The sequence below is a fragment of the Arthrobacter sp. EpRS71 genome (assembly GCF_001512285.1).
GTDB lineage: Bacteria > Actinomycetota > Actinomycetes > Actinomycetales > Micrococcaceae > Arthrobacter.
The window spans coordinates 973,513-997,709 of sequence record NZ_LNUV01000003.1; the positions used below are offsets into that span (position 1 = coordinate 973,513).

Sequence of the window (24,197 nt, forward strand, 5' to 3'; positions counted from 1 at the left end):
CCCCGAGCGCTTCCTACCGGCTCGGGGAGCAGGACCTGTAGCGGTACACCTACTGCGCGAACGTATCCGCGATGTCCAGGACCTCGTCCAGAATGGCCAGGCCCGCCCGGGCATCCTCATCACTGATATTGCACGGCGGAACCACATGGATGCGGTTGAAGTTCGCAAAGGGGATGAGTCCGCGCGACTTGCACGCCGCCACCAACTGGTTCATTTCAGGGCTGGAAGAACCGTACGGAGCCAACGGTTCGCGGGTGGCGCGGTCCTTCACCAGCTCGATGGCCCAGAAAACGCCGCGGCCCCGCACTTCGCCCACAGAGCGGTGGCGTTCGGCGAATCCGGCGAGCGCCGGGCCGATCACCTCGGTGCCGAGGCTTGCCGCATGCTGCACGATGCCTTCGCGTTCCATGGCGTTGATGGTGGCTACGGCGGCCGCGGTTGCCAGTGGGTGGCCGGAGTAGGTCAGCCCGCCGGGGTAGGCGCGCGTACCAAAGGTGGCCGCGATGTCCGGGCTGATGGCCACGCCTCCCAGGGGTACGTAGCCGGAGTTCACACCCTTGGCGAAAGTGATCAGGTCCGGAACAACGTCAAAATGCTCCACGGCGAACCACTTGCCGGTGCGTCCGAAGCCGGCCATGACCTCGTCGGCGATCAGGACGATGCCGTGTTTGGTGCACAGTTCCCGCACGCCCTGCATGTAGTCAACCGGCGGAACATAGATCCCGGCCGTTCCGGGGATGCTTTCCAGCATGATGGCCGCGATGCTGGAAGGGCCTTCGAACTCGATGAGCTGCTCCAGATGCTCCAAGGCGCGCTGGGCTTCTTCTTCCTCGGTGGTGGAGTGGAACGCCGTGCGGTAGAGGTAGGGCGGGAAGAAATGGATGGTGCCTGTGGAGGCGTTGTCGCTGGCCCAGCGCCGGGGGTCGCCGGTGATATTGACGGCCAAGTGCGTTCCGCCATGGTACGAGCGGTAGGCGGAGAGGACCTTGTGGCGGCCCGTGTGGAGCCTGGCCATCCGGACGGCATGTTCGTTGGCGTCCGCTCCACCGTTGGTGAAGAAGATCCGGTTCAGCTCCCCCGGGGTTCGCTCGGCGATCAACCGTGCGGCCTCCGATCGGGCCTCGTTGACGTAGCTGGGAGCAATGGTGCACAGCTTGGCGGCTTGTGCGGCGATGGCTGCAACAACGGCCGGGTGCTGGTGGCCGATGTTGGTGTTGACCAGCTGGGAAGAGAAGTCCAGATACTTGTTGCCGTCACCGTCCCAAACGTGTGACCCCTCTGCGGCTGTGATGACCATGGGATCCAGCGTGTCCTGCGCGGACCAGGAGTGGAAGACGTGTTGACGGTCCAGCTGGTAGGCACGGAGCGCTGCGTCACGGTCCGTCTGTGGTGGTTCAAGGATGGCGGTCATGATGGTTTTCCTGACGTCGTCTCTGAGTAGTTCGGGGGAACGCTTAGGAGTTTTGCGGGAAACCGAGGTTGATCCCGCCGTGGCTGGGATCCAGCCAGCGGGTGGTAACTGCTTTGCCCCGGGTGAAGAAGCCCACTCCTTCAGAACCGTGGGCGTGCGTGTCTCCGAACAGGGAGTTCTTCCATCCGCCAAACGAGTAGTAGGCCATGGGCACCGGGACGGGGACGTTGATGCCAACCATTCCCACCTCAACCTCATTTTCGAAGCGGCGGGCGGCACCGCCGTCGTTCGTGAAAATTGCGGTGCCGTTGCCGTACGGGTTGGCATTGATGGTGGCCAGGGCGTCGTCGTAGCTGTCCACCCGCACCACAGAGAGAACGGGGCCGAAGATCTCTTCCTGGTAGATGGACATGTCCGTGGTGACGTGATCGAACAGGGTGGGGCCTACGAAGAATCCGTCGCCTTCAGCGTCCGGGACAACGCCGCGACCGTCGACGACGAGCGTGGCACCTGCTGCTTCACCGGCGTCGACGTATCCCGAGACCTTGTCCCTGTGCTGGGACGTGACCAAGGGGCCCATGTCGCAACCACGCAGTCCATCGCCGGTGCGCAGCGAGCGGGCACGGTCAGCGATCTTATCCACCAAAGCATCGGCGATGTCGCCGACGGCCAGGAGCGCTGAGACCGCCATGCACCGTTCGCCGGCTGAACCGAACCCGGCGTTAATGGCGGCGTCGGCAGCGAGGTCAAGATCGGCGTCGGGCAGGACAATCATGTGGTTCTTCGCGCCGCCCAGCGCCTGGACCCTCTTGCCGTGGGCGGTGGCGGTCTCGTACACGTACTTGGCGATCGGGGTGGAGCCCACGAAGGAGACAGCCTTGACGTCCGGGTGCGTCAGCAGGGTATCCACCGCTACTTTGTCGCCGTGAAGGACGTTGAAGACGCCGTCCGGCAGGCCGGCTTCCTTCCAGAGCTCGGCCACCCAGTTGACGGCCGTGGGGTCCTTCTCACTGGGCTTGATGATCACGGTGTTGCCTGCCGCAATCGCGATGGGGAAGAACCACATGGGGACCATTGCCGGGAAGTTGAACGGGCTGATGATTGCCACGGGGCCCAGTGCTTGCCGGATGGAGTGGATGTCCACCTTGGTGGAGGCGTTTTCGGTGTAGCTGCCCTTGAGAAGGTGCGGAATACCGCAGGCGAACTCCACCACTTCCTGGCCCCGGCTTACCTCGCCCAGGGCGTCGTCCAGGACCTTGCCATGCTCGGAGGTGATGATCGCGGCGAGCTCGTCCTTGCGGGAGTTGAGGAGCTCGCGGAAAGCGAAAAGGACCTGGGTTCGGCGGGCCAGGGAGGTATCGCGCCATGCCGGGAAGGCAGCTTTGGCGGCGGCGACGGCGGTGTTGCCGTCCTCCACGCTGGCCAGGGCAACCTGCCCGGTGACCTTACCCGTGGCCGGGTTGGTAACGGGAGCGGTGCGCTCCCGGGCCGGGACGTAGCTGCCGTTGATCCAGTGCTCGATGGTGTTCAAGAGTTCTCCTTGGTGCGGGGTGGTGTGAAGACTGACATCAGTCTGTCCGCCCACGAGCCGGCACAGTAGGGCCGATCTGTAAAGGAATCTCCATTGAGCCTTACACTGTGTAAATGCTGTCCACCGTGAGTGCCATCCTTCAGCTCCCTGTGCTGCGTGCCGCCGCACCCACCGTGCTGGGCGGCCTGAAGGGCTTGGACACGCCTGTTCGTTGGGTTCACGTCAGCGAAATCCTCGACGTCGGCGGCCTTCTGTCAGGCGGAGAACTGGTGCTGACCACCGGGCTGGAGCTGGAAAAGTCCCCCGAAGAATCGGCGTCGTTCATCCGCTCCCTGGAAGCAGCCGGAGCGGCCGGACTGATCGTGGAACTCGTCGGCCAACGGCCCCGCAGCCGGAAGGCCCTGGAGAAAGCTGCCCGCACCGCCTCAATGCCCGTGGTTGTGGTGGAACAGCGGGTGAGGTTTGTTCAAGTCACGGAGATCGTCCACAGGATGATCGTGGCCGAACAATTGGAACGCGTGGAACGTGCCCGGGACGTCCACGAAGCGTTCACTGTGCTGAGTTTGGAAAGCGCCGACACCCAACGTGTGGTGGAGCAAGCGGCCACCATGATCGGTGCCTCGGTGGTGCTGGAAGACCTCTCGCATCTGGTTCTCGCTTACGCCGGGCAGGGGGTATCCACCACGGAACTTCTGGACGATTGGGAGCGACGATCCCGGACCACGCCCTTCCCCGCGCACACCGCGCGGTCCGGACCGGAGCAGTGGCTCCAGGCGGCAGTGGGGGTCCGTCAACAAGTGTGGGGCAGGTTGGTGGCGCCCATGCCACCCGCGGCATTCGATGCCGATGAGGACATGGCCATCATGGTTCTGGAACGGGCAGCCCAGACCCTGGCCATCAACCGGCTGGCGGACCGGGATCAGCGCGAGCTCAGCCACCACGCACAAGCCGGACTCCTCAACGCGCTCCGCCAGCCCCGTGGGCTCAGCGAAGCGGAGGCACTGGCACGCGCGGGTTCCTTGGGTTTGAAGCGCTCGTCCTTCTACGTACCGCTCGTTTTCAGGACCGCACTCCAAGCCTGGGGTTCCCCTATCCTTCCCGGCGACCCCCTGGCCGGTCAGCAGGACGAGCGCGAGCTCCTTGAACGGCTGGCACAGGGTGTGAAATCCAGCGCGGGTACAGCCTTGGCGGCAAGCATCCACTCCGGTTCGGTCGGGATGATCCTCGCCCTCCCCGCACGGCAGCAGGAAGAGCCGACGCTGCAGATCCTGGCAGGGGCCGCCGCCGGGGCCGGGGCCCCCGGGGCTGCCGCCGGGCCAGGGATTAAAGCCAACCTGGCGGCACCCCCTCCCTGGATCATCGGCGTCGGCCGCATGAAAGGGACGCTCTTGGAGGCCGCGGCAGGAATCGACGAAGCAGCCCACGTGGCCGAAAGCGCTGCCACTCTCCGGAACACGGGCAAGCCCTACTTCCGGGCTACGGACGTACGCCTTCGCGGGCTGCTGGCGCTCCTCCGCAAGGATCCCCGCGTTCAGCAGTTCGTGGAATCCGAGTTGTCCGCCGTCCTCCAAGCGGAGGCGGAAGGCAAAGGCGAATACCTGGAACTGCTGGGGCTCTACCTCGGATCCGGTGGCAACAAGGCCGCCATGGCACGCAGCGGATACCTGAGCAGGCCCACGCTTTATGCCCGGCTCGCCAAACTGGAGGAACTACTGGGCGTGGATCTGGAGGACGCCGAGTCGCGGACCTCACTGCATGTGGCGCTCCTGGCGCACCTCATCCGGGGGCAGTGAACGGGGGCAGTGAAGCGGGGCCCTACGCGCTCACAAGCCCCGCAACCTCAGCCACGAGTTCAACGGAGCGCAGGCGCTCTTCGGTGCCGATGCTCTGGTGAGCCACAATCAGCTCATCGGCGTCAGCGAACGATGCAAACTCGTCGAGATAATCCCGCACCACATCTTTGGTACCTACGGCGGAGAACTTCATCATTTGGGCAATGTGCTGGCCCTGTGGGGAATCGAGCACCATGTCCGCTTCGTCATCGGTGAACTCGCGGCCGCCACCGAAGAACAGTGAGACGCGGGCACGCTTCACAGCGAGATGGATGGCCTGTGCCTCGGCGTTTGAGTCCGCGGCAGTGACGTTTACACCGGCGATCACGTGCGGCTGGGACAACTGATCCGAGGGCTTGAATTCGCGGCGGTAAACGGCAACGGCGTCCTGAAGCGCGGCGGGGGCAAAGTGTGAAGCGAAGGCGTAGGGAAGACCCAACTGGGCTGCCAGCTGGGCGCCGAACAGCGAGGAGCCCAAGATGTACAGGGGCACATTGGTGCCCTTGCCCGGCGTCGCTTCAACACCTTGGATGCGGGTGGGACCGGTGAGGTAGCCCTGCAGTTCCAGAACGTCCTGGGGGAATCGGTCCGAGGATGTGTGGTCCCTGCGCAGCGCACGCATGGTGTTCTGGTCGCTGCCGGGGGCGCGGCCCAGTCCGAGGTCGATTCGCCCCGGGTGCAGTGTTTCCAGCGTGCCGAACTGCTCAGCGATGGTCAGCGGCGAGTGGTTGGGCAGCATCACACCACCGGCCCCGAGGCGGATGGTGTTGGTGTGGGCGGCGACGTGAGCGATCAGCACGCTGGTAGCGGAGGAGGCAATCGCAGACATGTTGTGGTGCTCGGCGTACCAAACACGGCGGTACCCAACCTCTTCGGCTTTCTGCGCCATGGCAACACTGCCCGCCAAGCTCTCCGCCACCGTCTGGCCCTTTCCGATGGTTGCCAGGTCGAGGATGGAAAGAGGAACAGTCACAGGAAAGCCTTTCGGTACGTTGTGGTGCCCGCATGGTTGATTGCCGGGCACTCTATGGACAACGACGACGACCCCCGGCTTATTTCTGTGAGTTGCGTCGCGCGGTGCCCTGGCCCGTGTTTTGTGACCCATTTCGACGCCCGATTAACTGCCGTGAACCCCTGTATCCCAGCGTTTCAGAACACTTTGACCCGCTCCCGGAGGCTGCCGGATAGTTGCAGCCACAAGTACGCATCAGACCTCCCTGTCGCGATGATCAGGGGAAACCCAAGGAGAAACACATGGCACGCTTCGCTCTCAAGACCGGCGCCACCGCGGCGCTGGCCGCTACGGCGCTACTGGGGCTGGCTGCCTGCTCCGATCCTGGGGCGACGGCGGCGACGGGGGCGAGCGCCCCGGCGTCGAACGCTTCATCCAGCTCCACCAAAGAATTCAACCTGACCCCGCAGCAGGACCGCATCAAGGTGACGGTGGACTCCGCCGCAGCCGCCCTGGTTCCCGACGCCATCAAGGCCGACGGCAAGCTGACCGTGGTGACCACGGGCGGCACTCCCCCGTTGAGCACGTTCGCCACGGATAACAAGACCCTGATCGGCAGCGAAGTGGACATTGCCTATGCAGTGGGCGAGAGCCTGGGCCTGCAGGTTGAGGTGCTGCCGGTAGCTTGGGCGGACTGGCCGCTGGGTGTCGAGTCCGGCAAGTACGAGGCTGTCCTCTCCAACGTCACCGTCACTGAGGCGCGCAAGGAGAAGTTCGACTTCGCCACCTACCGCAACGACCTCCTGGGCTTCTACGCGAAGACCGACTCGGACATCTCCACTATCAAGGAAGCCAAGGATGTTGCCGGGAAGCGCATCATCGTTGGCTCGGGCACCAACCAGGAAGCCATCCTGGTGCGCTGGGACGAGGAGAACAAGAAGAACGGTTTGAAGCCGGTTGAGTTCCAGTATTACGACGACGACTCAGCCTCCCAGCTCGCCCTTCAGTCGGGCCGTGCGGACCTGACGTTCGGACCCAACGCATCTGCGGCCTACAAAGCTGCGAAGGATGGCAAGACCAAGGAAGTAGGCACGGTTGAAGGCGGCTGGCCGCTGAAGGCTGAAATTGCTTTCACCACCCAGAAGGGCAACGGCCTTGCGGTGGCTGCCCAGGCTGCACTGAACACCCTCATCAAGGACGGAAGCTACGCGAAGATCCTGGACCGTTGGGGCCTCTCCTCCGAGGCGATTCCCGCGTCCGAACTGAACCCGGCAGGCCTGCCCAAGAAGTAGGGCCCGCCAACCCAACTGGGTCGCAGTTCAGGTCGTTCTGAGCGCTCAAAACGACCTGAACTGCGACCTACTTGGGTGCGGTGCGGGTCTAGATGCGGCGCGCTCCGGGGCGGTGCGGCTCGGGTTGGGTGCGGTTAGAAGTGCGCGGGATCGGTGTTGGCTCCGCAGAGCACGACGGCGACCGTCTCACCTTCGCGCGGGACGTACGCGCCGGAGAGCAGCGCCGCGTAGGCTGCTGCAGCACCGTGCTCCACCACGATCCTGTGCTTCTCCCAAAGAGTGCGCCGGGCTTCGACAATGTCCTCGTCGCTGACCAAGACGCTCCGAACACCGGTACGCCGGGCAACTCCAAAGCCGATTTCGCCGATCCGCCGGGCGCCAAGGGAGTCCGCAGCGATTCCGGACACGGCCACATCCACTGGCTCGCCCTGGGCCAAGGCGGTGTGCAAAGTGGGGACAGTCTCGGGTTCGACGCCCACCACCTGAGCCCTGCCCTCCGTCGCCGCCGCAATGCCGCCCATCAACCCGCCGCCGCCTACGGCAACGAGGATGGTATCGACGTCGGGCAGTTCGTCCATCAATTCAAGGCCAACACCACCCGCACCGGCCACGATCTCAGGCTGATCATAAGCGTGGCAGTAAACGGCGCCCTTTTCCTCGGCGAAGCGGATCGCCGCGGCATAGGCTTCCGCGTACTCCGCTCCGCCCTGGACCACGGTGGCGCCAATGGCGTAGAGCTTGTGCACCTTGTTTGCCGGCGCCGACTCAGGGACGAACACCGTTGCCGGCACCCCCAGCTTGGCAGCGGCGTAGGCATTGGCCAGTCCGGCATTGCCGCCGGAAGCCACCACGATGCCCACCTCCGGGTTGAGCTCGCCGCTTTCCTGCGCCGTGAGGAGCCTGTTGAAGGCACCGCGTGCCTTGAAGGAGCCGGTGTGCTGCATGTACTCGCATTTGAACCACAGGTGATAGGCCTCTTGGTCGCCGCTTTCAGCCAGCGGAGTATGGCGAACCCAACCTGCCGTCCGTGAGTACGCTGCTTCTACCTCTTCACGTGTGACCATCCTGGCTGCACCTTTCGTCCATGTCATCCTATGGTTTGCGTGGGCGGGCACCCACCTGCCGGGCATAGGCTTGAACCCATGTCCGTTGACTTCGTCCTCCGCCCCACCGTTGCCACCGACGCTTCCTGGATAGCTGAACTGCGCGCCGTGGTGATGCGCCCGGACCTCGAACGGTTGCATCGCTTTGATCCTGTGAGGGTCCGCGAGCGCTTCCTGAACAGCTTCCAGCCCGAGCACACGTACATCATCCATTCGGACGGTGTGGACGCTGGCGTGATCGCTGTCCGCCCCGCCCCGGACAGCCGTTGGATTGAACACTTCTACGTGGCTCCGGCGCATCAGGGCAAGGGGCTGGGCGGTGCCGTGCTTCGCCACGTGATGTCGGCGTCGGTAGATGAGCGTCCGTTCCGCCTGGACGTTCTGCAAGGAAGCCCGGCCCGTCGCCTCTACGAGCGCCACGGTTTCGTGCTGGAATCCGAGGACCCCGTTGATGTCTTCATGGTGGCTCCCGCCAAGCCGTGACCGCCAAGCCGTGACCACCAGCCACTGACCGCCACCCCCAACCCCTGACCCCACGGACGGAAGTGCGGTACCCTCAGCACACACCACGCGGCCACGTCGCGATACTTTCCGGGGGGAAAAATGGGGATCTTCGAAGCGCGCTCGTTGAGGCGCGCCACCACTACCGCACTTGCACTAGCACTGCTGGGCTCCGGGTTGCTCGCGACTGGTCCGGCCGCTGCGGCATCCCAGCCGACACCGTTCATTGACGGCGTCCCGTACGTCGGTTCTGAGATGAGGCGGCAGTACAACTACGACTACTGGGGTTGCCGGAACCCGGATGGTTCCGGGGACGCGATCACCTTGGAGTGGTTGCGTGACGGAGAACCCCTGCCTGTGGAGCGGCAGGGTGAAACGTTGCGTGTCCTCCCCGAAGACCAAGGCAGCCGCATCTCCCTCAGGGTTTACCCGCTCACTCCTGGTGAACAAGGCTGCCCCACTGGAACGCAAGTCAGCGCCGAAACCACACCCATCAAGGCGTCCAGCCGCGCCATGGGCTGGACGGGGCGCGGCAATTTTGAGCCCCTGGCGCGCACCCATGACGGCAGGCTCGTCCTGTACCCGCGCACCTATACGTACTACAAGGGCATGTGCGAGGGCCCGTGCCCGGCCTATTTCGGCTCGTGGGATGAACCCCGACAGGTGGGTGCCGGCTGGAACATGTTCAACATCGTCTTCTCTCCGGGAGATTTCGACGGCGATGGATTCAATGACCTCCTGGCGAGGAACGCGTCCGGCCAGTTGTTCCTGTATCCGGGTGACGGCGACGGCGGCTGGCTTCCAACACGGCAAGTCGGCTCCGGCTGGAACGTCTTCGACTCCATTGTGGGTCCCGGCGATTTCACGGGCGACGGCACCAACGACGTCCTGGCCAGAAATGCTGCCGGCGAGCTGTTCCTCTACCCCGGCGACGGCAACGGCGGATGGCTCGCCCCATCCAAGGTGGGCTGGGGTTGGCAGGTCATGAACAAGATCATCCCCGCCGGCGACATGAACGGTGACGGCACGGTGGAGGTCTTCGGCCGCGACTACAACGGCGGTCTCCAGCTCTACTCAGCTAACGGCCAAGGCGGATGGGGTGCCCAAGCATTCATGGGCGGAGGCTGGAATGAGTTCCAGGATGTGGCGGGCCTGGGCAGTTTCGCTCATCAGAAATACAACAATCTTGTAGCCATCAACGGCAACGGCGACCTCGTCACGTACTCCACCGGCGCCGCTACCACAGGCCTCTATGGTCCTTACGGGCCCATAGGAAACGGATGGAACGTGTTCCGGGAACTCCTGTAGAACTACAGCGGCTGGCCGCCCACCGTCAGTTGCAAGCTGACTGTCCCGCGCGAAACGTCGACGACGGCGGCACTCACGCCGCCGTCGTCGGGCGCTGTTCCTCCGCGGCGCGGCTGGAAGCCGAGCCGCCGCAGCACGTTCCTCAGCAGGCGTTCAGCCTTCATCAGACGTGAGCCGGCTGTTCGGACCGTACCGGAGTCTCCAGCCCCAGGTTTTCGCGCAGCGTCGTGCCCCGGTATTCCGTAGGGTAGACGCCGCGTTCCTGGAGCTCGGGCACCAGATGGTTCACGATGTCGTCCAGACCTGTGGGGATGAGCCACGGTGAAATGTTGAAGCCATCCACGGCCCCAACCCGTGCATATTCTGCCAGGTGGTCCGCCACGGCGGTGTAGGAGCCGGTAAACGTGGAGTCGATGCGTGCCGTTTTGGAGCTCACGAACTGGCGGATGGAGAGGCCTTTGTCTTTGGCCTCGGCCCGCCACTGGTCCGCCAGCTGGCGGGCCTTCGCGCCGTGGAAGCCGCTGCCGCGGGTCTCCGAGGTTTTCTCCACCACGGGGTCGATCTCCGGCAGGGGGCCATCGGGATCGTAGGAAGAGAGCTCCCTGCCCCAGAACTGTTCCAAGTAGGCGATGGCCTGCTGTGGTCCGATCTGCAGGCTCCGGACCCAGGCCTTCTTTTCCTGCGCTTCCTGATCCGTGGCACCCAGAATGAACTCACTGGCCGGCATGATCTGCACGGCGTTGGCACCCCTGCCGGCTGCGACGGAGCGGGCCACGATGTCGCGGCGGAACTCCACAGCGGCATCGAACTTGGGGTGCGCGGAGAAGATCACGTCAGCTTGGCGGGCTGCGAAGTCGCGGCCGTCCGGGGAATCACCGGCTTGGAAGAGCACCGGGCGGTACTGGGCACTGCGAGGGAGGCGCGGGGTGACGTCAACGGTGTAGTGCTGGCCTTCGTGGAGGACCCGCCGGGCGGGTCCGGTGGGGGTTTCCCAGGAGTCCCAAATACGCTTGGCGGTTTCCACGAACGCTTCGGCGTGCTTGTAACGGTCGGCGTGGTCCAGGTATCCACCGCGGCGGAAGTTCGCACCCGTCCAGGCGTTGTCCGTGGTGACGATGTTCCAGGCGGCGCGGCCCCCGGAGATCAGGTCCAGTGAGGACAATCGGTGTGCCAGGTCCGCGGGGTCGTTGTACGTGGTGTTTTGAGTGGCTACCAAGCCGATGTTCCTGGTGACTGCAGCAAGTGCGGCCAGCATGGTCTGGGCGTCAGGCCGGCCCACCACGTCCAGTGCGTGGGGGCGTCCGAGGTGTTCGCGCAGGCGCAGTCCTTCGCCCAGGAAGAAGGCTGCGAACTTCCCGCGCTCGGCTGTCTGGGCGATGTGCCGGAACGATTCGAAGTCCGTTTGCGAGCCCGCTTCGGGTGCCTTCCAGATGGTGCCGGAGTTGACGCCTTGGAAGAAGATTCCAAACTGGATCTGCCCGCTTGGCTGGAAAATGTCGCGTGTCATGGTGTTCCCCTACTTTCCGGCGGCAAGAGGAGCCACGGCAGTGGTTGAATAGCGGTTCTCCGCAGGTGCAAGCCCGAGGACATCACGGAAAGTGCCGTCCTGGACCGGTGGCCGCAAGGCCCCACGGCGGCGCAGCTCAGGCAGGACGAGGCGTGACAGTTCCTCCAGCTCCACGTCCAGGGCAGCGAGGTGGAGCCGAACGCCGTCGGCTTCGTTCAGAAGGGAGCCGAGCAGTTCGGTGAGGTCGGCCGCCGAGCCAACGAACCGCGCGAGGCCGCTCTCAGGCGACGGCACCTGCCGCGTAGCTGCGCTTTGCCCGCGCGCGTCCAGTACGACGTCGAGCTCTGCCACAATCGCCACCGAAGAACCAAGCCGTGCCCGCGCGTCGCGGACTTCTGCAGCCAGCAGCTCCGGTGTGGGAGCGGACACCAGCACAGCATCCACGGCATCGGATGGAACCAGGCCCTCGCCCACCAATGAGGCAGCAGCGAGCACGGGCAGCTGTCCCTGCAGGGGCCTCGGAATGATGGACGGGCCCTTCACGGAATAGGCGGCCCCTGAAAAGTCAGCGGGCGTTTCGAAATCCGCGTAGTGCAGCTTGTCCACGTCGATGTACCGCCCGGTGGCGACGTCGCGGATCACGGCGTCGTCCTCCCAGGAATCCCACAAACGGCGGCTCACCTCGATGGACGCGGCAGCCTCTTGCGCCAACGCGTCGCCCTCAACAAACGAACGTCCGACGGCGGCTGCGGCCTCAGGTGACACCGCTGCGGTTGCGATCCAGCCAGCCCGGCCGCCGGACACGTAGTCCAGGCTGGCGAGCTGCGTGGAAACGTGGAAAGGCTCTGTGTAGACGGTGTCGATTTCCGGCACGACGGCGATGGTGCGCGTGACGGGTCCGGCAAAGGCTGCGCGCTGCAGGGCGTTGGCACGGCCGGCTTCCGGGGTGTCCTTAAAGGTTGCTGCGTGGAAACCGGCTGATTCGGCTGCGAGGACGGCGGCGGCAATGCCCTCATATCCGGCGCCGTCGAGTTCAACGGCCAGGAACCCGGCCTTGCGTTCTTCGAAGGTACTCACTTCTGGTCCTGACGTTCGTAGGGAATCTTTTCGCCGGCTTCAATGGCCACCGGAAGCCGGTTTTCGGCGGGCGGCAACGGGCAGGTGGCGAGGTCTGTGTAGGCGCATGGCAGGTTCACGGCCCGGTTGAAGTCGAGCTGGACTGAGCCATCGGCGGCGGGGACCACGGACAGTGAGCGGTTGGCTGGGTAGGTGGTCTTGCCGGAGGTCTGGTCGGTGAACAGCACGGACAACGAGCCCGGCGCGTGGCCGTTGAACGCCGTCAGCGCCAGTTCCTCGCCGGCGAGCTTGAAGCGGATTTCGCCCGGCGCTTTGTACACGTGCTGGATACCCTCGACGGCGGCACCCACCGTGGTGGGACGCGGCGCCTCAAAGGGCACGAACGTACCCGCCACGGCAAACGCCGCGTTGGGTGTGTAGGCGGGCGTCCCCTGATATTCCTGCAGGAGGGCGTTGGACGGGTTCCGCGGGCGCACAATGTACTCGCCGCCGCGCTTGGCAACCTCAATCACGGTGTCGCCGGAGACCAGGTTGATCCCGCCGCGTTCCTCAATGGGACCGAATTCCAGCGGCTCTCCGGCGTTGAGTTCCACTCCGTCCTGCTGCAGGCTCTCGCCAGGCTCCAGCACAACGCGTACGACGTCGTCCTCCGCGCTCCAGGTGCCCGGCGCGCCTTCCAGCCGGGTTGCGTCGCTGCTGAGCCAGTGAAGGTGGGACACGGCGAGGAAGCCATGCGGGTGGGCACGGTGCCGCTCGTGGGCGTCGTGCCACTCCTGCCATTCCTGGTCAAAGGCTTCGAATGCTGTTTCAGTGTGCGTTGTAGTTTCAGTGTGCGTAGACAAGAGCGTCATCCGTCCTGTTGAAGGCATGGTCTGCTGCAACGGTTGCTGCTGCGTCCGGCTCGGTGGCGCCGGCGAACTCCGGGCGGCCCGCGAAAGGATCCCCGGCTTCCCAGAGTGTGGTGGGCGCCGAAGCCCGGACGGCCGGGATGACCTCCAACGCGAAGCGTTCCAGGATCTCCAACTGCTGTTCGAAGGGCAGCGTGGTGGGCAAGGAAATGGACTGAAGATCGTGGCTGTACAGGGAGTGGTAGCTGAGAATCTTGTCAATCACCTGCTCCGGGCTGCCCACCAACGCCGGCCCCTCGGCTACGGCGTGCTGGATATCCCGGAACGGCGAGTTGTTGCCGGGGACGTTGCGGTTGGCGGTCAATCCCTCGTACACCGGGCCGTACTGACGGATGGCTTCCTGCGTGGTGTCCGCGATGAACACACCGCCAGCACCACTTCCCGAGCCCAGGTACTGGTGCCGTGGATCGTGCCCGTGGCGTTCGTACTCTTCGCGGTAGTGGTCGATCAGGACCTTGTAGTTCTCACGGGGCTGGATGGCGTTGGCCGTGAACAGCGGGTCACCCCACTTGGCTGCGAGCGCAGCGGATGTCAGGGTTGTAGCCGAGCCGTGCCAAATCCGGGGCGACCCCGCAAAGGGGCGTGGCGTCGTCGTCGTTGGTTCGGTCAGGGCGGGCCGGAAGCGACCGGACCAGGTGACGCTTTCCTTGCGCCACAGCGTCCGCAGCAACACGTACTTTTCGGCCAGGAGCTCCCATTGATCGTCCAAGGACAGGCCGAACAACGGGTACTGCAGGACCTCGTTGCCCTTGCCGATCACCAGTTCCAGGCGGCCCCGGCTCAATTGGTCGATGGTGGCGTAGTCCTCGGCCACGCGAACCGGATCCAGCACGGAGAGCACAGTTACCCCGGTCTGGAGGCGGATGCGGCTGGTGACGGCCGCGATCGCGGCGAGGACCGTCGTCGGGGATGACGAGACGAACTCGCCGGCGTGACGCTCGCCCACGGAGAAGCTGTCAAAACCGAGTTCCTCGGCCCGCTTCGCCGTTTCCACCACCTGGTTCAGCCGGTCAGCGGTGGAGACGATCTCCCCCGTCACCGGGTTCTTCAGGTGGGGAATGATGTCCAGGACCTGGAACTTCATTTGGTGGTCCCGGCCGGCGCAACAAAGGTGGCTTCAGTGACCGTCTTGGACTCCGGGATGGCTTCCTCGGAGAGGCCCCAGCGCTCCAGGACCTTGCCGTAGGAGCCGTCCTTGATGGTGGAGTTCAAGGCGTCGGTGATGGCCGGCGCCAGACCGTTGCCCTTGAGGGTGGTGGCGGCAACGAGCGTTTCTGCGGGCCAGCCTGCGTTGACCTTGCCCACTACCTTCAAGTCATCGCGGGTGTTTTCTCGGTACGTCACTGACGGGTACGGGGCAATGTTGAGGTCGGTGCGGCCGGAGGAGAGCGCCAGGATGGTGTCGGCGTCCGAGGAGTAGTACTGCAGTGTGGCCGGCGCCTTGCCCTTGGCTTCGAGTTCCTGGTTCCACGCAAGCAGGATCTTTTCCTGGTTGGTGCCGGAGCCAACAGAGATCTTCAGGCCGGAAATGTCATCCGAGCCCTTGATGTCGTATGTGGAGCTCTTTTTCGCTTCAAAGCCCATGTACGCCGCACGGTAGGTGGAGAAGTCGAACAGCTTCACGCGCGCTGCGTTGATGCCCACGTTGGAGAAGACGGCCTCGAAGTCGCCGGACTGGGTCTTGAGCGGCCAGTTCTCCCAGGACGTCACCTGTAGGTCAAGTTCCAGGCCGAGCTTGTCTGCAACGAGCTGGGCGATGTCCACCTCTACGCCGATCGGAGTCTTGTCGTCCGTGGCGTGGAAGGACAGCGGAATGGAACCCGCGGTGGTGGCTACGGTCAGCTTGCCGTCCTTGGCGATGGCCGCAGGAACAGTGGCGGCTGCGGCTGCGTCTTTCTCGCCCCGGATCCGGTTCTGGTCCACGGACGTGTTGTAGACAATCCCGTTCCTGGCAGCTTCGGACTCCGGCTGGGCTGCCGACGCTCCAGGATCGGAGCACCCGGCCAGCACGGGAAGCACGACGGCGGGAAGGACAGCGAGTGCCAGGATCTTGCGTTTCGTGGTGAAGCTGGTAGTGCGAAGCATGGGGATGTCCTAGATGTTGAAAGCTGGTTCGATGACTTTGGAGAAGAAGCTGCGGGTACGTTCCTCGCGGGGGTTGGCGAAGATGTCCTGAGGAGTGCCGGACTCCACAATCTGGCCCTGGTCCATGAACACCACGGTGTCCGCGACGTCCCGGGCAAAACCCATCTCGTGCGTCACCACAATCAGGGTGGTGCCGGACTTGGCCAGTTCACGGATGACGTCCAGGACCTCGTTCACGAGTTCCGGGTCCAGTGCCGATGTTGGCTCGTCGAACAGGAGAATCTTGGGATCCAGTGCCAGCGCCCGTGCAATCGCAACGCGCTGCTGTTGGCCACCGGAAAGCTGGCGCGGGTAGGCATCGGCGCGATCCTTCAGGCCCACCCTGTCCAGGAGTTCCAGGCCACGCTTCCGGGCCTCGGCCTTGGACCGTTTCTGGGCCACGATGGGCGCCTCGATCACGTTCTCCAGGGCGGTGAGGTGAGGGAACAGGTTGAAGCTCTGAAACACCATGCCAATGTGGGTGCGTTGCTTGAGGATGTCCTTTTCACGCAGCTCGTGAAGCTTGTTGCCGCGGACCTCGTAGCCCACCAGTTCGCCGTCGATGGTGATGTACCCGCCGTCAACCTTTTCCAGGTGGTTGATGGTGCGCAACAGGGTGGACTTGCCGGAGCCGGACGGGCCAACAATGACGGCCACGCCACCCGGCGGCACGGACAAGGAAACACCCTTGAGGACCTCGGTGGTGCCAAAGGACTTCCGGACATTCGTGATGTCCACCTGACCGCGGGTTGCCGGCCGGTTCACTGAGGCGGGCTGGGCCGTCGTCGTGTTGGCAGGAGAAGCGGCCGAAGCGGGGGCTTGCTTTTCCTCTGCGACCTTGGCGGCCGCGGCGGAATCTTTGCGTGCAGCGATAATGCTCATCGGGCGTCCTTCGTGGGAGAGGCAGCAACGTGGGTGGTGAAGAACTTCCGGGCCCTCTGCAACGGCGTGAGCGGCAGGGTCCGCAGGGCGCCCTTGGAGAAGTGGCGCTCAATGTAGTACTGGAAAATGCTCAGCACTGAGGTGATCACCACGTACCAGAGCGTGGCCACGAGCAGCAGGGGAAGCACTTGCTGGGTCCGGTTGTAGATGACCTGGACCGTGTAGAACAGTTCGGAGTAGGCCAGGACGTAAACAATCGAGGTGCCCTTGACCAGGCCGATGATCTCGTTGAAAGCGTTGGGCAGGATGGCGCGCATGGCTTGCGGCAGCACAATCCTGGTGGATCGCTTCCATGCGGGGATGCCCAACGCGGAGGCGGCCTCGAGCTGGCCCTGGTCCACGGAGAGAATACCGCCGCGGATGATCTCGGCAGAGTAGGCGGCCTGGTTCAGCGTGAGCCCCAGCACCGCAGCAGCGAACTGGCTGATGAGCGTGGTGGTTTGTGCTTCGAAAAAGCGGACGTCCGTGAAGGGGATGCCCAGGCTGATCTTTTCGTAGAGGTAGCCCAGGTTGTACCAGAGCAGGAGCTGGACCAGCAGCGGGGTGGAGCGGAAGATCCAGGAGAACGTCCAGGACACCGAGACCAACAGCGGAGAAGAGGACAGACGCATGAGGGCCAGGATGAATCCGAGGACGAAACCGAGGACACCTGAAATGGCCGTGAGCTTGAGGGTCTCGATCAGTCCGTTGACTACCGACTGAGCGGTGAACCATTCGGCCACCACGCCCCACTCCCAGCGCGGGTTGGTGACCAGCGACCACGCTATGGCTGCGACGCCGGCGGCTACCAGAACGGTTCCCACCCAACGCCAGGGCTGCCGGGCCGGAACCACCTTGTACTCGGAGTAGTTCGGGGTGGGCGGTGCAGTTTCCGCCGTGGCAGGCGGTGCGATTGCACTCATGCGCCACCTCATTTCAGATCGGTTGTTGTCTATCGGATGGCTGCCAATCTAGGGCCGCGCGAAACCCGGCAGCAAGGCGGGAATTTGCACTTCTTCACTGGACTTCGCGCGGCTTCTCGGGAGTACGCACGGCGTCACAGTCTTGGTCACGGGGCGCCTTATGAGTCGGGATTTTGCGCTCGTTAACGCTGCGTGACGTGTGGTGAACGGCGGTTACCGCCGCCTCGACCGGCATGGCTCAACGTCCCTAGATTGGGCATCACCAACCACTGTTTTTCAGGAGATCCCATGCCGTCACGAGTACCTGCCATCGCCTTCATCGGCGGCGGCCCGCGCACGGCCGGCGTCCTTGAACGGCTTGCAGCCAACCGACCCGAACTTTTCGGCGGCCCCCTGCACATCCATGTCATCGAACCCCATGAACCCGGTTCCGGGAGGATCTGGCGCTATGACCAGGATCCCGGGCTGCTGCTGAACTCCACGGCCGCGGACGTCACCATGTTCACCGATGCTTCCGTGGCCTGCGATGGGCCCGCTGCTGACGGACCCGGACTGTCCACGTGGGCGGCCGGAGTCCTGGATGGCAGTATCCGCGACGTCCCGGCGTTGGACCCGCACCTTCTGGACCAACTCCGCGCGCTGACACCATCGTCCTTTCCCACCCGGCAACTGCAGAGTAAGTACCTCGAGTGGTTCTTCCGCCGGGCCGTGAGCAATCTTGGCCCCGAGGTCACGGTGACCGTTCACCGCGACACAGCCACCGGCGTCGAGCGTTCTCCCGCGGACAGCGGCGCGGCGTCAACAGCAGAGCACCACGACGATGCGCACCGCGTGCGGCTGGCCTCCGGCGCCGACGTGGTTGCCGACGTCGTGGTGTACGCGCTGGGCCACACCGATTCGGTGACTGATCCCGAATCGGCGCGTCACAGTGAATTCGCTGCCCGGCACGGCGGGTTCCATGCGCCGCCGTCGTACACCACTGATGTGGACTACTCCGGGATTGAAGCAGGGCAGGACGTGATTGTCTCCGGCATGGGGCTCGCCTTCGTGGACCTGCTGGTGCTGTTGTTTGAGGGCCGTGGCGGCCGCTTTGACGAAAGGCCCGACGGCGAACTGGACTATGTGCCCTCCGGCGCCGAGCCGCGGGTCTGGGCCGGTTCACGGCGCGGTGTGCCGTACCATTCCAAGATCTCCTCGGCTCTGCGGGGTGAAGCGGTGGCCCGTCCGCGATACTTCACGTCCTCCGCCATTGACGCTCTGTTGGCCACGCACCAGGAACTCGATTTCCGCACACACCTGTGGCCGCTGATCGCCAAAGACGCCGGCTACGCTTACTACCGCGAGCTGTTCACCGGCTACCCGTCGTGGGTGTTGGGGACGTGGGCAAGCTTTGAGGCGCGACTGGATGCCGTTGACTGGTACAGCGCTGCCCGGGAAGAACTGGCGGCCTACTCCATACCGGATCCTGCGTTGCGCCTGGACCTCGAAAAACTGGACCACCCCCTGAGCGGCTGCGCTTTCGCCGACCATGAAACGGTCCAGCGCTCCGTGGCCGCCTACATCCAGAACGACCTGAACCTGCGGACCAGCCCGGACCATTCCGAAACCCTCGCCCTGTTCACGGCGTTGTTGTACGTGTACATGGACTTGGGGCGTTTGGTCCCGCAAGACCGGCTCAATGCACGTTCTCAACAGACCATTCACGGTTGGTGGCACGGCTTCTTCAGCTTCGTGGACTCGGGGCCGCCAGCGCACCGGCTCCGCGAAATGCTCGCACTGCACAGGGCCGGGCTCCTGAAGTTCCTTGGCCCTGGCATGTGGGTCCGCGCCGACGACTCCATGGGGAGGTTCGTTGCCGGGACGTTCCAATCGCCCGTGGTGGTGGATGCGTCCGCGTACATTGAGGCCCGGTTGCCTTCCGCGTCCGTGGAACGCTCAGCGAACCCCGCCCTGGCTGACCTGCACCACGCCGGATGGGGCACCGAACAACGGCTCCTCACTTCGGAGGGCGCCCACTCCACCGGCAAACTCCTGGTGTCCGGGAATCACGAGGTCCTGTCCCCTGTTGCTATTCCTCAGAAGGGGTTGTTCGCGGTGGGACCGTGGACGTCCGGTTGGGGCGCGGGGGCGTTTGCCCGTCCCAACACCAACGCGGCACCGTTCAGGGAAAACGACGCCCTGGCACGCCGCATCCTCTCCACAGTTGCCGCCACCCACCCAACTGAGTCGCAGTTGACGTCGTTATGAGCCCTCAGAACGACCTGAACTGCTACCTACTTGGGATCCACCGACGAAAGGCCTGACATGACCACCACGCCAACCCTGCCGACGTCGGACCTGACCGTCCTCAGCCTGCCCATGCGCGATCCCCGCGTTCGTCCGCTCCTGGACGAGCTCGCCGTCGAATACGAAACCCGCTACGGCAACCTGTTCGGCACCGGCGGCGCAGCCGAAGAACTGAACAGGTACCCGGCCGAGGAATTCGAAGCCCCGCACGGCGCCCTGATCATCATCCAGGAGAACGGCGAGTCAGTAGCTGGCGGCGCGTTCCGGCGCTACGACCAGCACACCGCGGAACTGAAGCGGATCTGGACGCATTCGGCCCACCGCCGCCGCGGTCTGGCACGGCTGGTGCTCACAGAACTGGAGAATGAAGCTCGACGCCGGGGCTACCGGAAGCTGTACCTCACCACCGGGCCGCGCCAGCCTGAGGCCAAAAACCTCTACCTCGCCACGGGCTACAAAGCGCTGTTCGATCTCGCCGCGGACCCGGAAGACATCAAGCATTTGGCCTTCAGCAAGGATCTTGCCGTGCAGAGCTAAGCTATGCGCATGGCCAACAAGACGACTGCCGAAAAACTCGCCACCATCCAGCAGGGGTACACCCTGGAAGGTGCCACCATTGAACTCGGCGCCGCGATCGTAGACGGCGAGATCCACAAAGAAGCGCAGGTCCGGCTTCCGCTCGCCATGATGAACCGACACGGTTTGGTGGCCGGTGCTACGGGCACCGGCAAGACGGTCACGCTGCACATGATTGCCGAGCAATTGTCGACGGCGGGTGTTCCGGTTTTCCTCGCGGACATCAAAGGTGATCTGTCCGGACTGGCGACGCCCGCCACCGGCAGTGAGAAGCTGACCGCACGCACGCAAGCGCTTGGGCAGGATTGGCAGGCCAAAAACTTCCCGGTGGAGTTCCTCTCCTTGGGCGGCGACGGCCACGGCATCCCCGTCCGCGCCACCATCACCTCGTTCGGACCCATCCTGCTCTCGCGCATCATGGATTTGAACGACACGCAGGAGTCCAGCCTCCAGCTGATCTTCCATTTCGCGGACCAGAACAACCTGGAACTGATCGACCTCAAGGACTTGAGGGCTGTCATCCAGTTCCTCACCTCGGACGAAGGCAAGGCTGAGCTCGCCAACCTCGGCGGGCTGTCCAAAGCCACAGCCGGCGTGATCCTGCGCGAGCTGGTTGGGTTGGAAGCCCAAGGTATGGAGAAGTTCTTCGGCGAGCCCGAATTCGATACCGCAGAACTCCTCCGCACGGCACCGGATGGCCGCGGCGTCATCAGCTGCCTGGAGCTTCCCACGCTGCAGACCAAGCCGCTGTTGTTCTCCACGTTCCTCATGTGGCTCCTGGCCGACCTCTTCGAAGACCTGCCGGAGGCCGGCGACCTGGACAAACCTAAACTCGTTTTCTTCCTTGATGAGGCGCACCTGCTGTTCAACGGCGCGTCCAAGGCCTTCCTCGAAGCGATCACCACCACGGTCCGGCTCATCCGGTCCAAAGGCGTGGGCATCTTCTTCGTCACCCAGACGCCCAAGGATGTTCCCGCCGATGTCCTTGGCCAGCTCGCCAACCGTGTCCAACACGCCCTGCGCGCCTTCACACCCGAGGATGCAAAGGCATTGAAGGCCACCGTCTCCACGTTCCCGGTCAGCGACTACGACCTCGAAGAGACACTCACCTCCGCAGGCATCGGCGAGGCCGTCATCACCGTCATGAACGAAAAAGGCGCACCTACCCCCGTGGCTTTGACCCGGCTCCGCGCTCCCGAGTCCGTGATGGGTCCCAGCACTGATGAACTCATCCAAAGCGCGGTGGCCGCGTCCCCTCTGCTGGCGAAATACGGCACCGCCGTGGACAACCTGTCCGCCTACGAGAAACTCACTGGCCAGGCAACCGCTCCTACCGGAGATGCTGCGCCGGGATTGCCGCCGGTGCCCTCTTCCGGAACCCCCGGGGCGTCCGGTACTCCCGGGGCTTCGCAGGCGGACATCGACGCCGAAGCCCGCCGGATCGAAGAGGAAATCCTGGGCCGTCCCAGCTCACGGTCCTCATCGCCTGAGCCTTTCCCGGCACCGCCCGCTCCTCCCGCTCCGGCACCGGCTCCGCAGTCTTCACAGCAGGACGGCATGTTCGGCGACATCGCCGGTGCCCTCGGTGGAGCGCTGGGTGGCGGGCTCAAGAGCATGGTCCGCTCCATGGGAACCCAACTGGGCCGCGACCTCATGCGCGGGGTCTTCGGCACGTCCTCGCGGCGTCGCCGCTAGTCCCGTCTAAAAGCCGGAACCACGACGCCGGGCGGCAGCAACGCCCGCTGCCACCCGGCGTCGAGCCTTCTCCAGTCGGTGGATATATGTCGTTCCAAGGTCTTCCTGCACGGCGTTCGCTGCCGTGGCAGGTAACGTAAAGGGCGTGCAGTTGAGTCAAGCGTTCGTCAAGACCGCAGCCGGATGGCTGCTCGGTCTGATGCTCGCTGCCGCCGGAGCCATCGTGTGCATCAACCTGGTGAGCTCCTCCGTTGCCAGCCCGCAGCAGCCTGTCAAGGAGTATCTGACAGCCCTGCAGCACGGCAAAGGCGAAGAAGCGCTGGGCCTGCTCCGCGCCAAAGTACCCAGCGCAAACGCCGCCATGCTGGACGGCACAGCCCTGCAAACGGCAGCATCCAAGATGACCGACATTAAGGTGGGAAACCCCGAAGCCCGGGGCAGCAACCGGATGGCTGTGCCTGTGGACTACACCCTTGACGGCAGCCGCCTTCATACGGAATTCCTGATGGAACGGACCGGGACCCAGTGGCTGTTCTTCGCTAAATGGGCGTTCGTCCCCACCACGCTTCCCACCATTGAAGTCACCGTGGTCAATTCCAGCGAGGCCACCCTCAACGGTGTACCCGTGAACATGCCCAATGGGCGCAACAACTTTGCTGTCTTTTTCCCCGGTAAGTACGAGGCAAGCCTGAACGGCACTTACTTCGAAGCCCCGGCGGCCTCCGCCTTGGTGGCGACGCGCGACGGCGGCCAGGCACCCCTGAACCTGCAGACGCGGTCCACCAAGGCCATGAATGAAGCCGTCGCAGGCAAGGTCCGGGAATTCCTGGACACGTGTGCCGCCCAAGCCACCGAGCAGCAGCGCCTGCAGCCCGATTGCCCGTTCTATCACGCCAGCAATGCCCGTGTGGTGGATGGAACCATCAAGTGGGCCATCACGGAGTACCCCAAGATCACCATTGAGCCGTTCGGCGGCAAGTGGGTGGTGGCCCCCCTTAACGGCAAGGCCACATTGACCGCCCGGGAGATCAACCTCTTCACCGGGTTCGTCAACGACCTCAACGTGGAGCACGATTTCAGCTTCACCACCCAGTTGGACGTGGGCGCTGACACTGTGACGGTCACCCCGATGCTGACATTCTGATTCCACCACCGGTGCTGCAAAATCTCTAGCTATAGAGCTACGGGTGGAACCGGATAAGTTCCTCTACCCTGGGGTGGTCGCCGGTGCCGTGCCGCTCTTGGTGTCGATTCCCGTTATTCGAATAATGCCCGGCGGGCGTCGTTGGTGTTGGTCTCCCACAGATCGGGACGATTTACTACGAATCTGCGCCCGGTGAGGGCCCTGGGTTTCAGTCGAATGTAGTGGCTCTTTGCCCCTGGCTGCCACGGTTCGAGCCCGAGCTGGTCAACTTTCGCCGTCTCCTGAGGATCGGTCATGAGTACCGTTTCGCCACGTGCCATGACGCTCCACGCTTCTGTGGCCTGGGCGTCGTATCCATCGATTTCGAAAGCGCCCGGCCGGGAAGCCATCGCTCCCCACAGTTTCCGTCCGGCGTCGGTTCGGAAGACGATGTTCCGGTCGTACAGGACATAGTTCACGGGGAAAATTTCGGGGTGGTCATCCACCACCAAGGCAAGCCGCCCTACGTTTGCTGCAGCCAGCAACTCCCAGCACTGGTCAAAGGACAAAGGCGGGGCGCCACCTTCGGAAGACTGTTCGTCGGCAATTTTGGATTCATTCATCTCAGACCTCGCAAGCCTGTTGTAGGGATCAAACGTTCAGTCATCGGCCATTCATGCTCACGATTCCGCGTGGGCCACCAACGCTTCGTGTCGCTGATGACGAATCGACCACCCGTCACGTCAGCTGGCGCAATCCGAATCAGGTAGTCCTTGCCGCCTGGTTCCCACGGAGTGATTGCTCCACGTTGCTCATGAGGTGAGCATACTCATCAGACCAGGGCATCCATAGAGTCGAAGGGAAAGGCGGCGAAGGTTAGACGCGCAAACAGACACGCAACGCAGCAGTATCGGACGAGCACAATGCGGACAAAGGACTCACGATAGATTCGGGCGCCGAAGGACCCGGACTGCGTGAATGGTTGGAGTCCATGGGCCCTGGCTCCTGCAAAGCCGCTGCATTCGATACAAGGGTTCCGACGACTCCGCTCAGTCCGCCAACGGCGAGGACTGCTGCCGGCTGCTGCCACGGCATGAAAATGGCCCGGGCAACCTCCTGAGAGGTCG

General features: G+C 64.0%; 21 protein-coding genes. 8 read left to right on the forward strand and 13 right to left on the reverse strand.

Annotated elements, in window-relative coordinates:
• Positions 1-49: 49 nt before the first annotated feature.
• Together AR689_RS07255 and AR689_RS07260 are read right to left on the reverse strand one after the other, a co-directional pair.
• Positions 50-1,411 (reverse strand): aspartate aminotransferase family protein, encoded by a 1,362-nt coding sequence (locus AR689_RS07255; protein ID WP_062068487.1) that lies wholly within the window; start codon positions 1,409-1,411, stop codon positions 50-52.
• Positions 1,412-1,454: 43 nt separating this feature from the next.
• Positions 1,455-2,942: a CoA-acylating methylmalonate-semialdehyde dehydrogenase gene (locus tag AR689_RS07260; protein WP_062068489.1), complete on the reverse strand. Its 1,488-nt coding sequence runs from the start codon at positions 2,940-2,942 to the stop codon at positions 1,455-1,457.
• Positions 2,943-3,067: 125 nt separating this feature from the next.
• Here AR689_RS07260 and AR689_RS07265 point away from each other — a divergent pair, with 125 nt between their 5' ends.
• Positions 3,068-4,735, forward strand: a complete 1,668-nt coding sequence (locus AR689_RS07265; protein WP_231745459.1) for a PucR family transcriptional regulator — start codon at positions 3,068-3,070, stop codon at positions 4,733-4,735.
• A 22-nt stretch (positions 4,736-4,757) separates the two neighbouring features.
• Here AR689_RS07265 and AR689_RS07270 read toward each other — a convergent pair whose 3' ends face one another.
• A complete protein-coding gene (locus tag AR689_RS07270; protein ID WP_062068493.1) occupies positions 4,758-5,747 on the reverse strand; it encodes an LLM class flavin-dependent oxidoreductase in 990 nt (329 codons plus the stop codon).
• A gap of 281 nt (positions 5,748-6,028) precedes the next feature.
• On the opposite strand from AR689_RS07270, the gene AR689_RS07275 reads away from it, so the two are divergent.
• Positions 6,029-7,018: an ABC transporter substrate-binding protein gene (locus AR689_RS07275; protein WP_062068496.1), complete on the forward strand. Its 990-nt coding sequence runs from the start codon at positions 6,029-6,031 to the stop codon at positions 7,016-7,018.
• Positions 7,019-7,152: 134 nt separating this feature from the next.
• Here AR689_RS07275 and AR689_RS07280 read toward each other — a convergent pair whose 3' ends face one another.
• Positions 7,153-8,082 (reverse strand): threonine/serine dehydratase, encoded by a 930-nt coding sequence (locus AR689_RS07280; RefSeq protein ID WP_062068498.1) that lies wholly within the window; start codon positions 8,080-8,082, stop codon positions 7,153-7,155.
• 78 nt (positions 8,083-8,160) lie between these two features.
• On the opposite strand from AR689_RS07280, the gene AR689_RS07285 reads away from it, so the two are divergent.
• Together AR689_RS07285 and AR689_RS07290 are read left to right on the forward strand one after the other, a co-directional pair.
• The gene (locus AR689_RS07285) at positions 8,161-8,604 is read left to right on the forward strand and encodes a GNAT family N-acetyltransferase (protein WP_062068500.1); all 444 of its coding nucleotides are present in this window, start codon (positions 8,161-8,163) and stop codon (positions 8,602-8,604) included.
• A 120-nt stretch (positions 8,605-8,724) separates the two neighbouring features.
• Entirely contained in the window at positions 8,725-9,930 is a 1,206-nt protein-coding gene (locus tag AR689_RS07290) for an FG-GAP repeat domain-containing protein (protein WP_062068502.1), read from the forward strand.
• A gap of 2 nt (positions 9,931-9,932) precedes the next feature.
• Here the strand turns inward: AR689_RS07290 and AR689_RS23300 are convergent, their stop codons facing one another.
• From AR689_RS23300 to AR689_RS07325, 8 genes are read right to left on the reverse strand one after another with little or no spacing between them, the layout of a single operon-like run.
• Positions 9,933-10,094: a hypothetical protein gene (locus AR689_RS23300; protein ID WP_197412817.1), complete on the reverse strand. Its 162-nt coding sequence runs from the start codon at positions 10,092-10,094 to the stop codon at positions 9,933-9,935.
• Entirely contained in the window at positions 10,094-11,437 is a 1,344-nt protein-coding gene (locus AR689_RS07295) for an NtaA/DmoA family FMN-dependent monooxygenase (protein WP_062068504.1), read from the reverse strand. The genes AR689_RS23300 and AR689_RS07295 overlap by 1 nt, the downstream gene beginning before the upstream one ends.
• 9 nt (positions 11,438-11,446) lie before the next feature.
• A complete protein-coding gene (locus AR689_RS07300; protein WP_062068506.1) occupies positions 11,447-12,514 on the reverse strand; it encodes an LLM class flavin-dependent oxidoreductase in 1,068 nt (355 codons plus the stop codon).
• Entirely contained in the window at positions 12,511-13,365 is an 855-nt protein-coding gene (locus AR689_RS07305; protein ID WP_062068508.1) for a DUF1684 domain-containing protein, read from the reverse strand. Before AR689_RS07305 ends, AR689_RS07300 begins: the two co-directional genes overlap by 4 nt.
• A complete protein-coding gene (locus AR689_RS07310) occupies positions 13,340-14,506 on the reverse strand; it encodes an LLM class flavin-dependent oxidoreductase (RefSeq protein WP_062068510.1) in 1,167 nt (388 codons plus the stop codon). Before AR689_RS07310 ends, AR689_RS07305 begins: the two co-directional genes overlap by 26 nt.
• Positions 14,503-15,507: an ABC transporter substrate-binding protein gene (locus AR689_RS07315; protein WP_062068511.1), complete on the reverse strand. Its 1,005-nt coding sequence runs from the start codon at positions 15,505-15,507 to the stop codon at positions 14,503-14,505. Before AR689_RS07315 ends, AR689_RS07310 begins: the two co-directional genes overlap by 4 nt.
• 9 nt (positions 15,508-15,516) lie before the next feature.
• Positions 15,517-16,428, reverse strand: a complete 912-nt coding sequence (locus AR689_RS07320) for an amino acid ABC transporter ATP-binding protein (RefSeq protein WP_231745461.1) — start codon at positions 16,426-16,428, stop codon at positions 15,517-15,519.
• Entirely contained in the window at positions 16,425-17,390 is a 966-nt protein-coding gene (locus AR689_RS07325; RefSeq protein WP_197412818.1) for an amino acid ABC transporter permease, read from the reverse strand. The genes AR689_RS07320 and AR689_RS07325 overlap by 4 nt, the downstream gene beginning before the upstream one ends.
• A gap of 288 nt (positions 17,391-17,678) precedes the next feature.
• On the opposite strand from AR689_RS07325, the gene AR689_RS07330 reads away from it, so the two are divergent.
• The 4 genes from AR689_RS07330 to AR689_RS07345 all read left to right on the forward strand — a co-directional run bounded on the left by AR689_RS07330 (position 17,679) and on the right by AR689_RS07345 (position 23,091).
• Complete coding sequence (locus AR689_RS07330) at positions 17,679-19,637, forward strand: FAD/NAD(P)-binding protein (RefSeq protein ID WP_062068515.1); 1,959 nt, start codon at positions 17,679-17,681, stop codon at positions 19,635-19,637.
• A gap of 57 nt (positions 19,638-19,694) precedes the next feature.
• The gene (locus tag AR689_RS07335; protein WP_062068674.1) at positions 19,695-20,213 is read left to right on the forward strand and encodes a GNAT family N-acetyltransferase; all 519 of its coding nucleotides are present in this window, start codon (positions 19,695-19,697) and stop codon (positions 20,211-20,213) included.
• 9 nt (positions 20,214-20,222) lie between these two features.
• Complete coding sequence (locus tag AR689_RS07340; RefSeq protein WP_197412819.1) at positions 20,223-21,947, forward strand: helicase HerA-like domain-containing protein; 1,725 nt, start codon at positions 20,223-20,225, stop codon at positions 21,945-21,947.
• A 151-nt stretch (positions 21,948-22,098) separates the two neighbouring features.
• Positions 22,099-23,091: a hypothetical protein gene (locus tag AR689_RS07345; RefSeq protein WP_197412831.1), complete on the forward strand. Its 993-nt coding sequence runs from the start codon at positions 22,099-22,101 to the stop codon at positions 23,089-23,091.
• Positions 23,092-23,204: 113 nt separating this feature from the next.
• Here the strand turns inward: AR689_RS07345 and AR689_RS07350 are convergent, their stop codons facing one another.
• Positions 23,205-23,693 carry a pyridoxamine 5'-phosphate oxidase family protein gene (locus tag AR689_RS07350; protein ID WP_062068519.1) on the reverse strand — a complete coding sequence of 163 codons (489 nt, stop codon included), beginning with the start codon at positions 23,691-23,693 and terminating at the stop codon, positions 23,205-23,207.
• Positions 23,694-24,197 lie beyond the last annotated feature (504 nt).

Bases quoted from the DNA above. Each gene is read 5' to 3' on its own strand.
- AR689_RS07255 (WP_062068487.1), bottom strand. From the start codon at position 1,411: ATGACCGCCATCCTTGAACCACCACAGACGGACCGTGACGCAGCGCTC.
- AR689_RS07275 (WP_062068496.1), top strand. From the start codon at position 6,029: ATGGCACGCTTCGCTCTCAAGACCGGCGCCACCGCGGCGCTGGCCGCT.
- AR689_RS07280 (WP_062068498.1), bottom strand. From the start codon at position 8,082: ATGGTCACACGTGAAGAGGTAGAAGCAGCGTACTCACGGACGGCAGGT.
- AR689_RS07285 (WP_062068500.1), top strand. From the start codon at position 8,161: ATGTCCGTTGACTTCGTCCTCCGCCCCACCGTTGCCACCGACGCTTCC.
- AR689_RS07290 (WP_062068502.1), top strand. From the start codon at position 8,725: ATGGGGATCTTCGAAGCGCGCTCGTTGAGGCGCGCCACCACTACCGCA.
- AR689_RS23300 (WP_197412817.1), bottom strand. From the start codon at position 10,094: ATGAAGGCTGAACGCCTGCTGAGGAACGTGCTGCGGCGGCTCGGCTTC.
- AR689_RS07295 (WP_062068504.1), bottom strand. From the start codon at position 11,437: ATGACACGCGACATTTTCCAGCCAAGCGGGCAGATCCAGTTTGGAATC.
- AR689_RS07305 (WP_062068508.1), bottom strand. From the start codon at position 13,365: ATGACGCTCTTGTCTACGCACACTGAAACTACAACGCACACTGAAACA.
- AR689_RS07310 (WP_062068510.1), bottom strand. From the start codon at position 14,506: ATGAAGTTCCAGGTCCTGGACATCATTCCCCACCTGAAGAACCCGGTG.
- AR689_RS07315 (WP_062068511.1), bottom strand. From the start codon at position 15,507: ATGCTTCGCACTACCAGCTTCACCACGAAACGCAAGATCCTGGCACTC.
- AR689_RS07320 (WP_231745461.1), bottom strand. From the start codon at position 16,428: ATGAGCATTATCGCTGCACGCAAAGATTCCGCCGCGGCCGCCAAGGTC.
- AR689_RS07325 (WP_197412818.1), bottom strand. From the start codon at position 17,390: ATGAGTGCAATCGCACCGCCTGCCACGGCGGAAACTGCACCGCCCACC.
- AR689_RS07330 (WP_062068515.1), top strand. From the start codon at position 17,679: ATGCCGTCACGAGTACCTGCCATCGCCTTCATCGGCGGCGGCCCGCGC.
- AR689_RS07335 (WP_062068674.1), top strand. From the start codon at position 19,695: ATGACCACCACGCCAACCCTGCCGACGTCGGACCTGACCGTCCTCAGC.
- AR689_RS07340 (WP_197412819.1), top strand. From the start codon at position 20,223: ATGGCCAACAAGACGACTGCCGAAAAACTCGCCACCATCCAGCAGGGG.
- AR689_RS07350 (WP_062068519.1), bottom strand. From the start codon at position 23,693: ATGAATGAATCCAAAATTGCCGACGAACAGTCTTCCGAAGGTGGCGCC.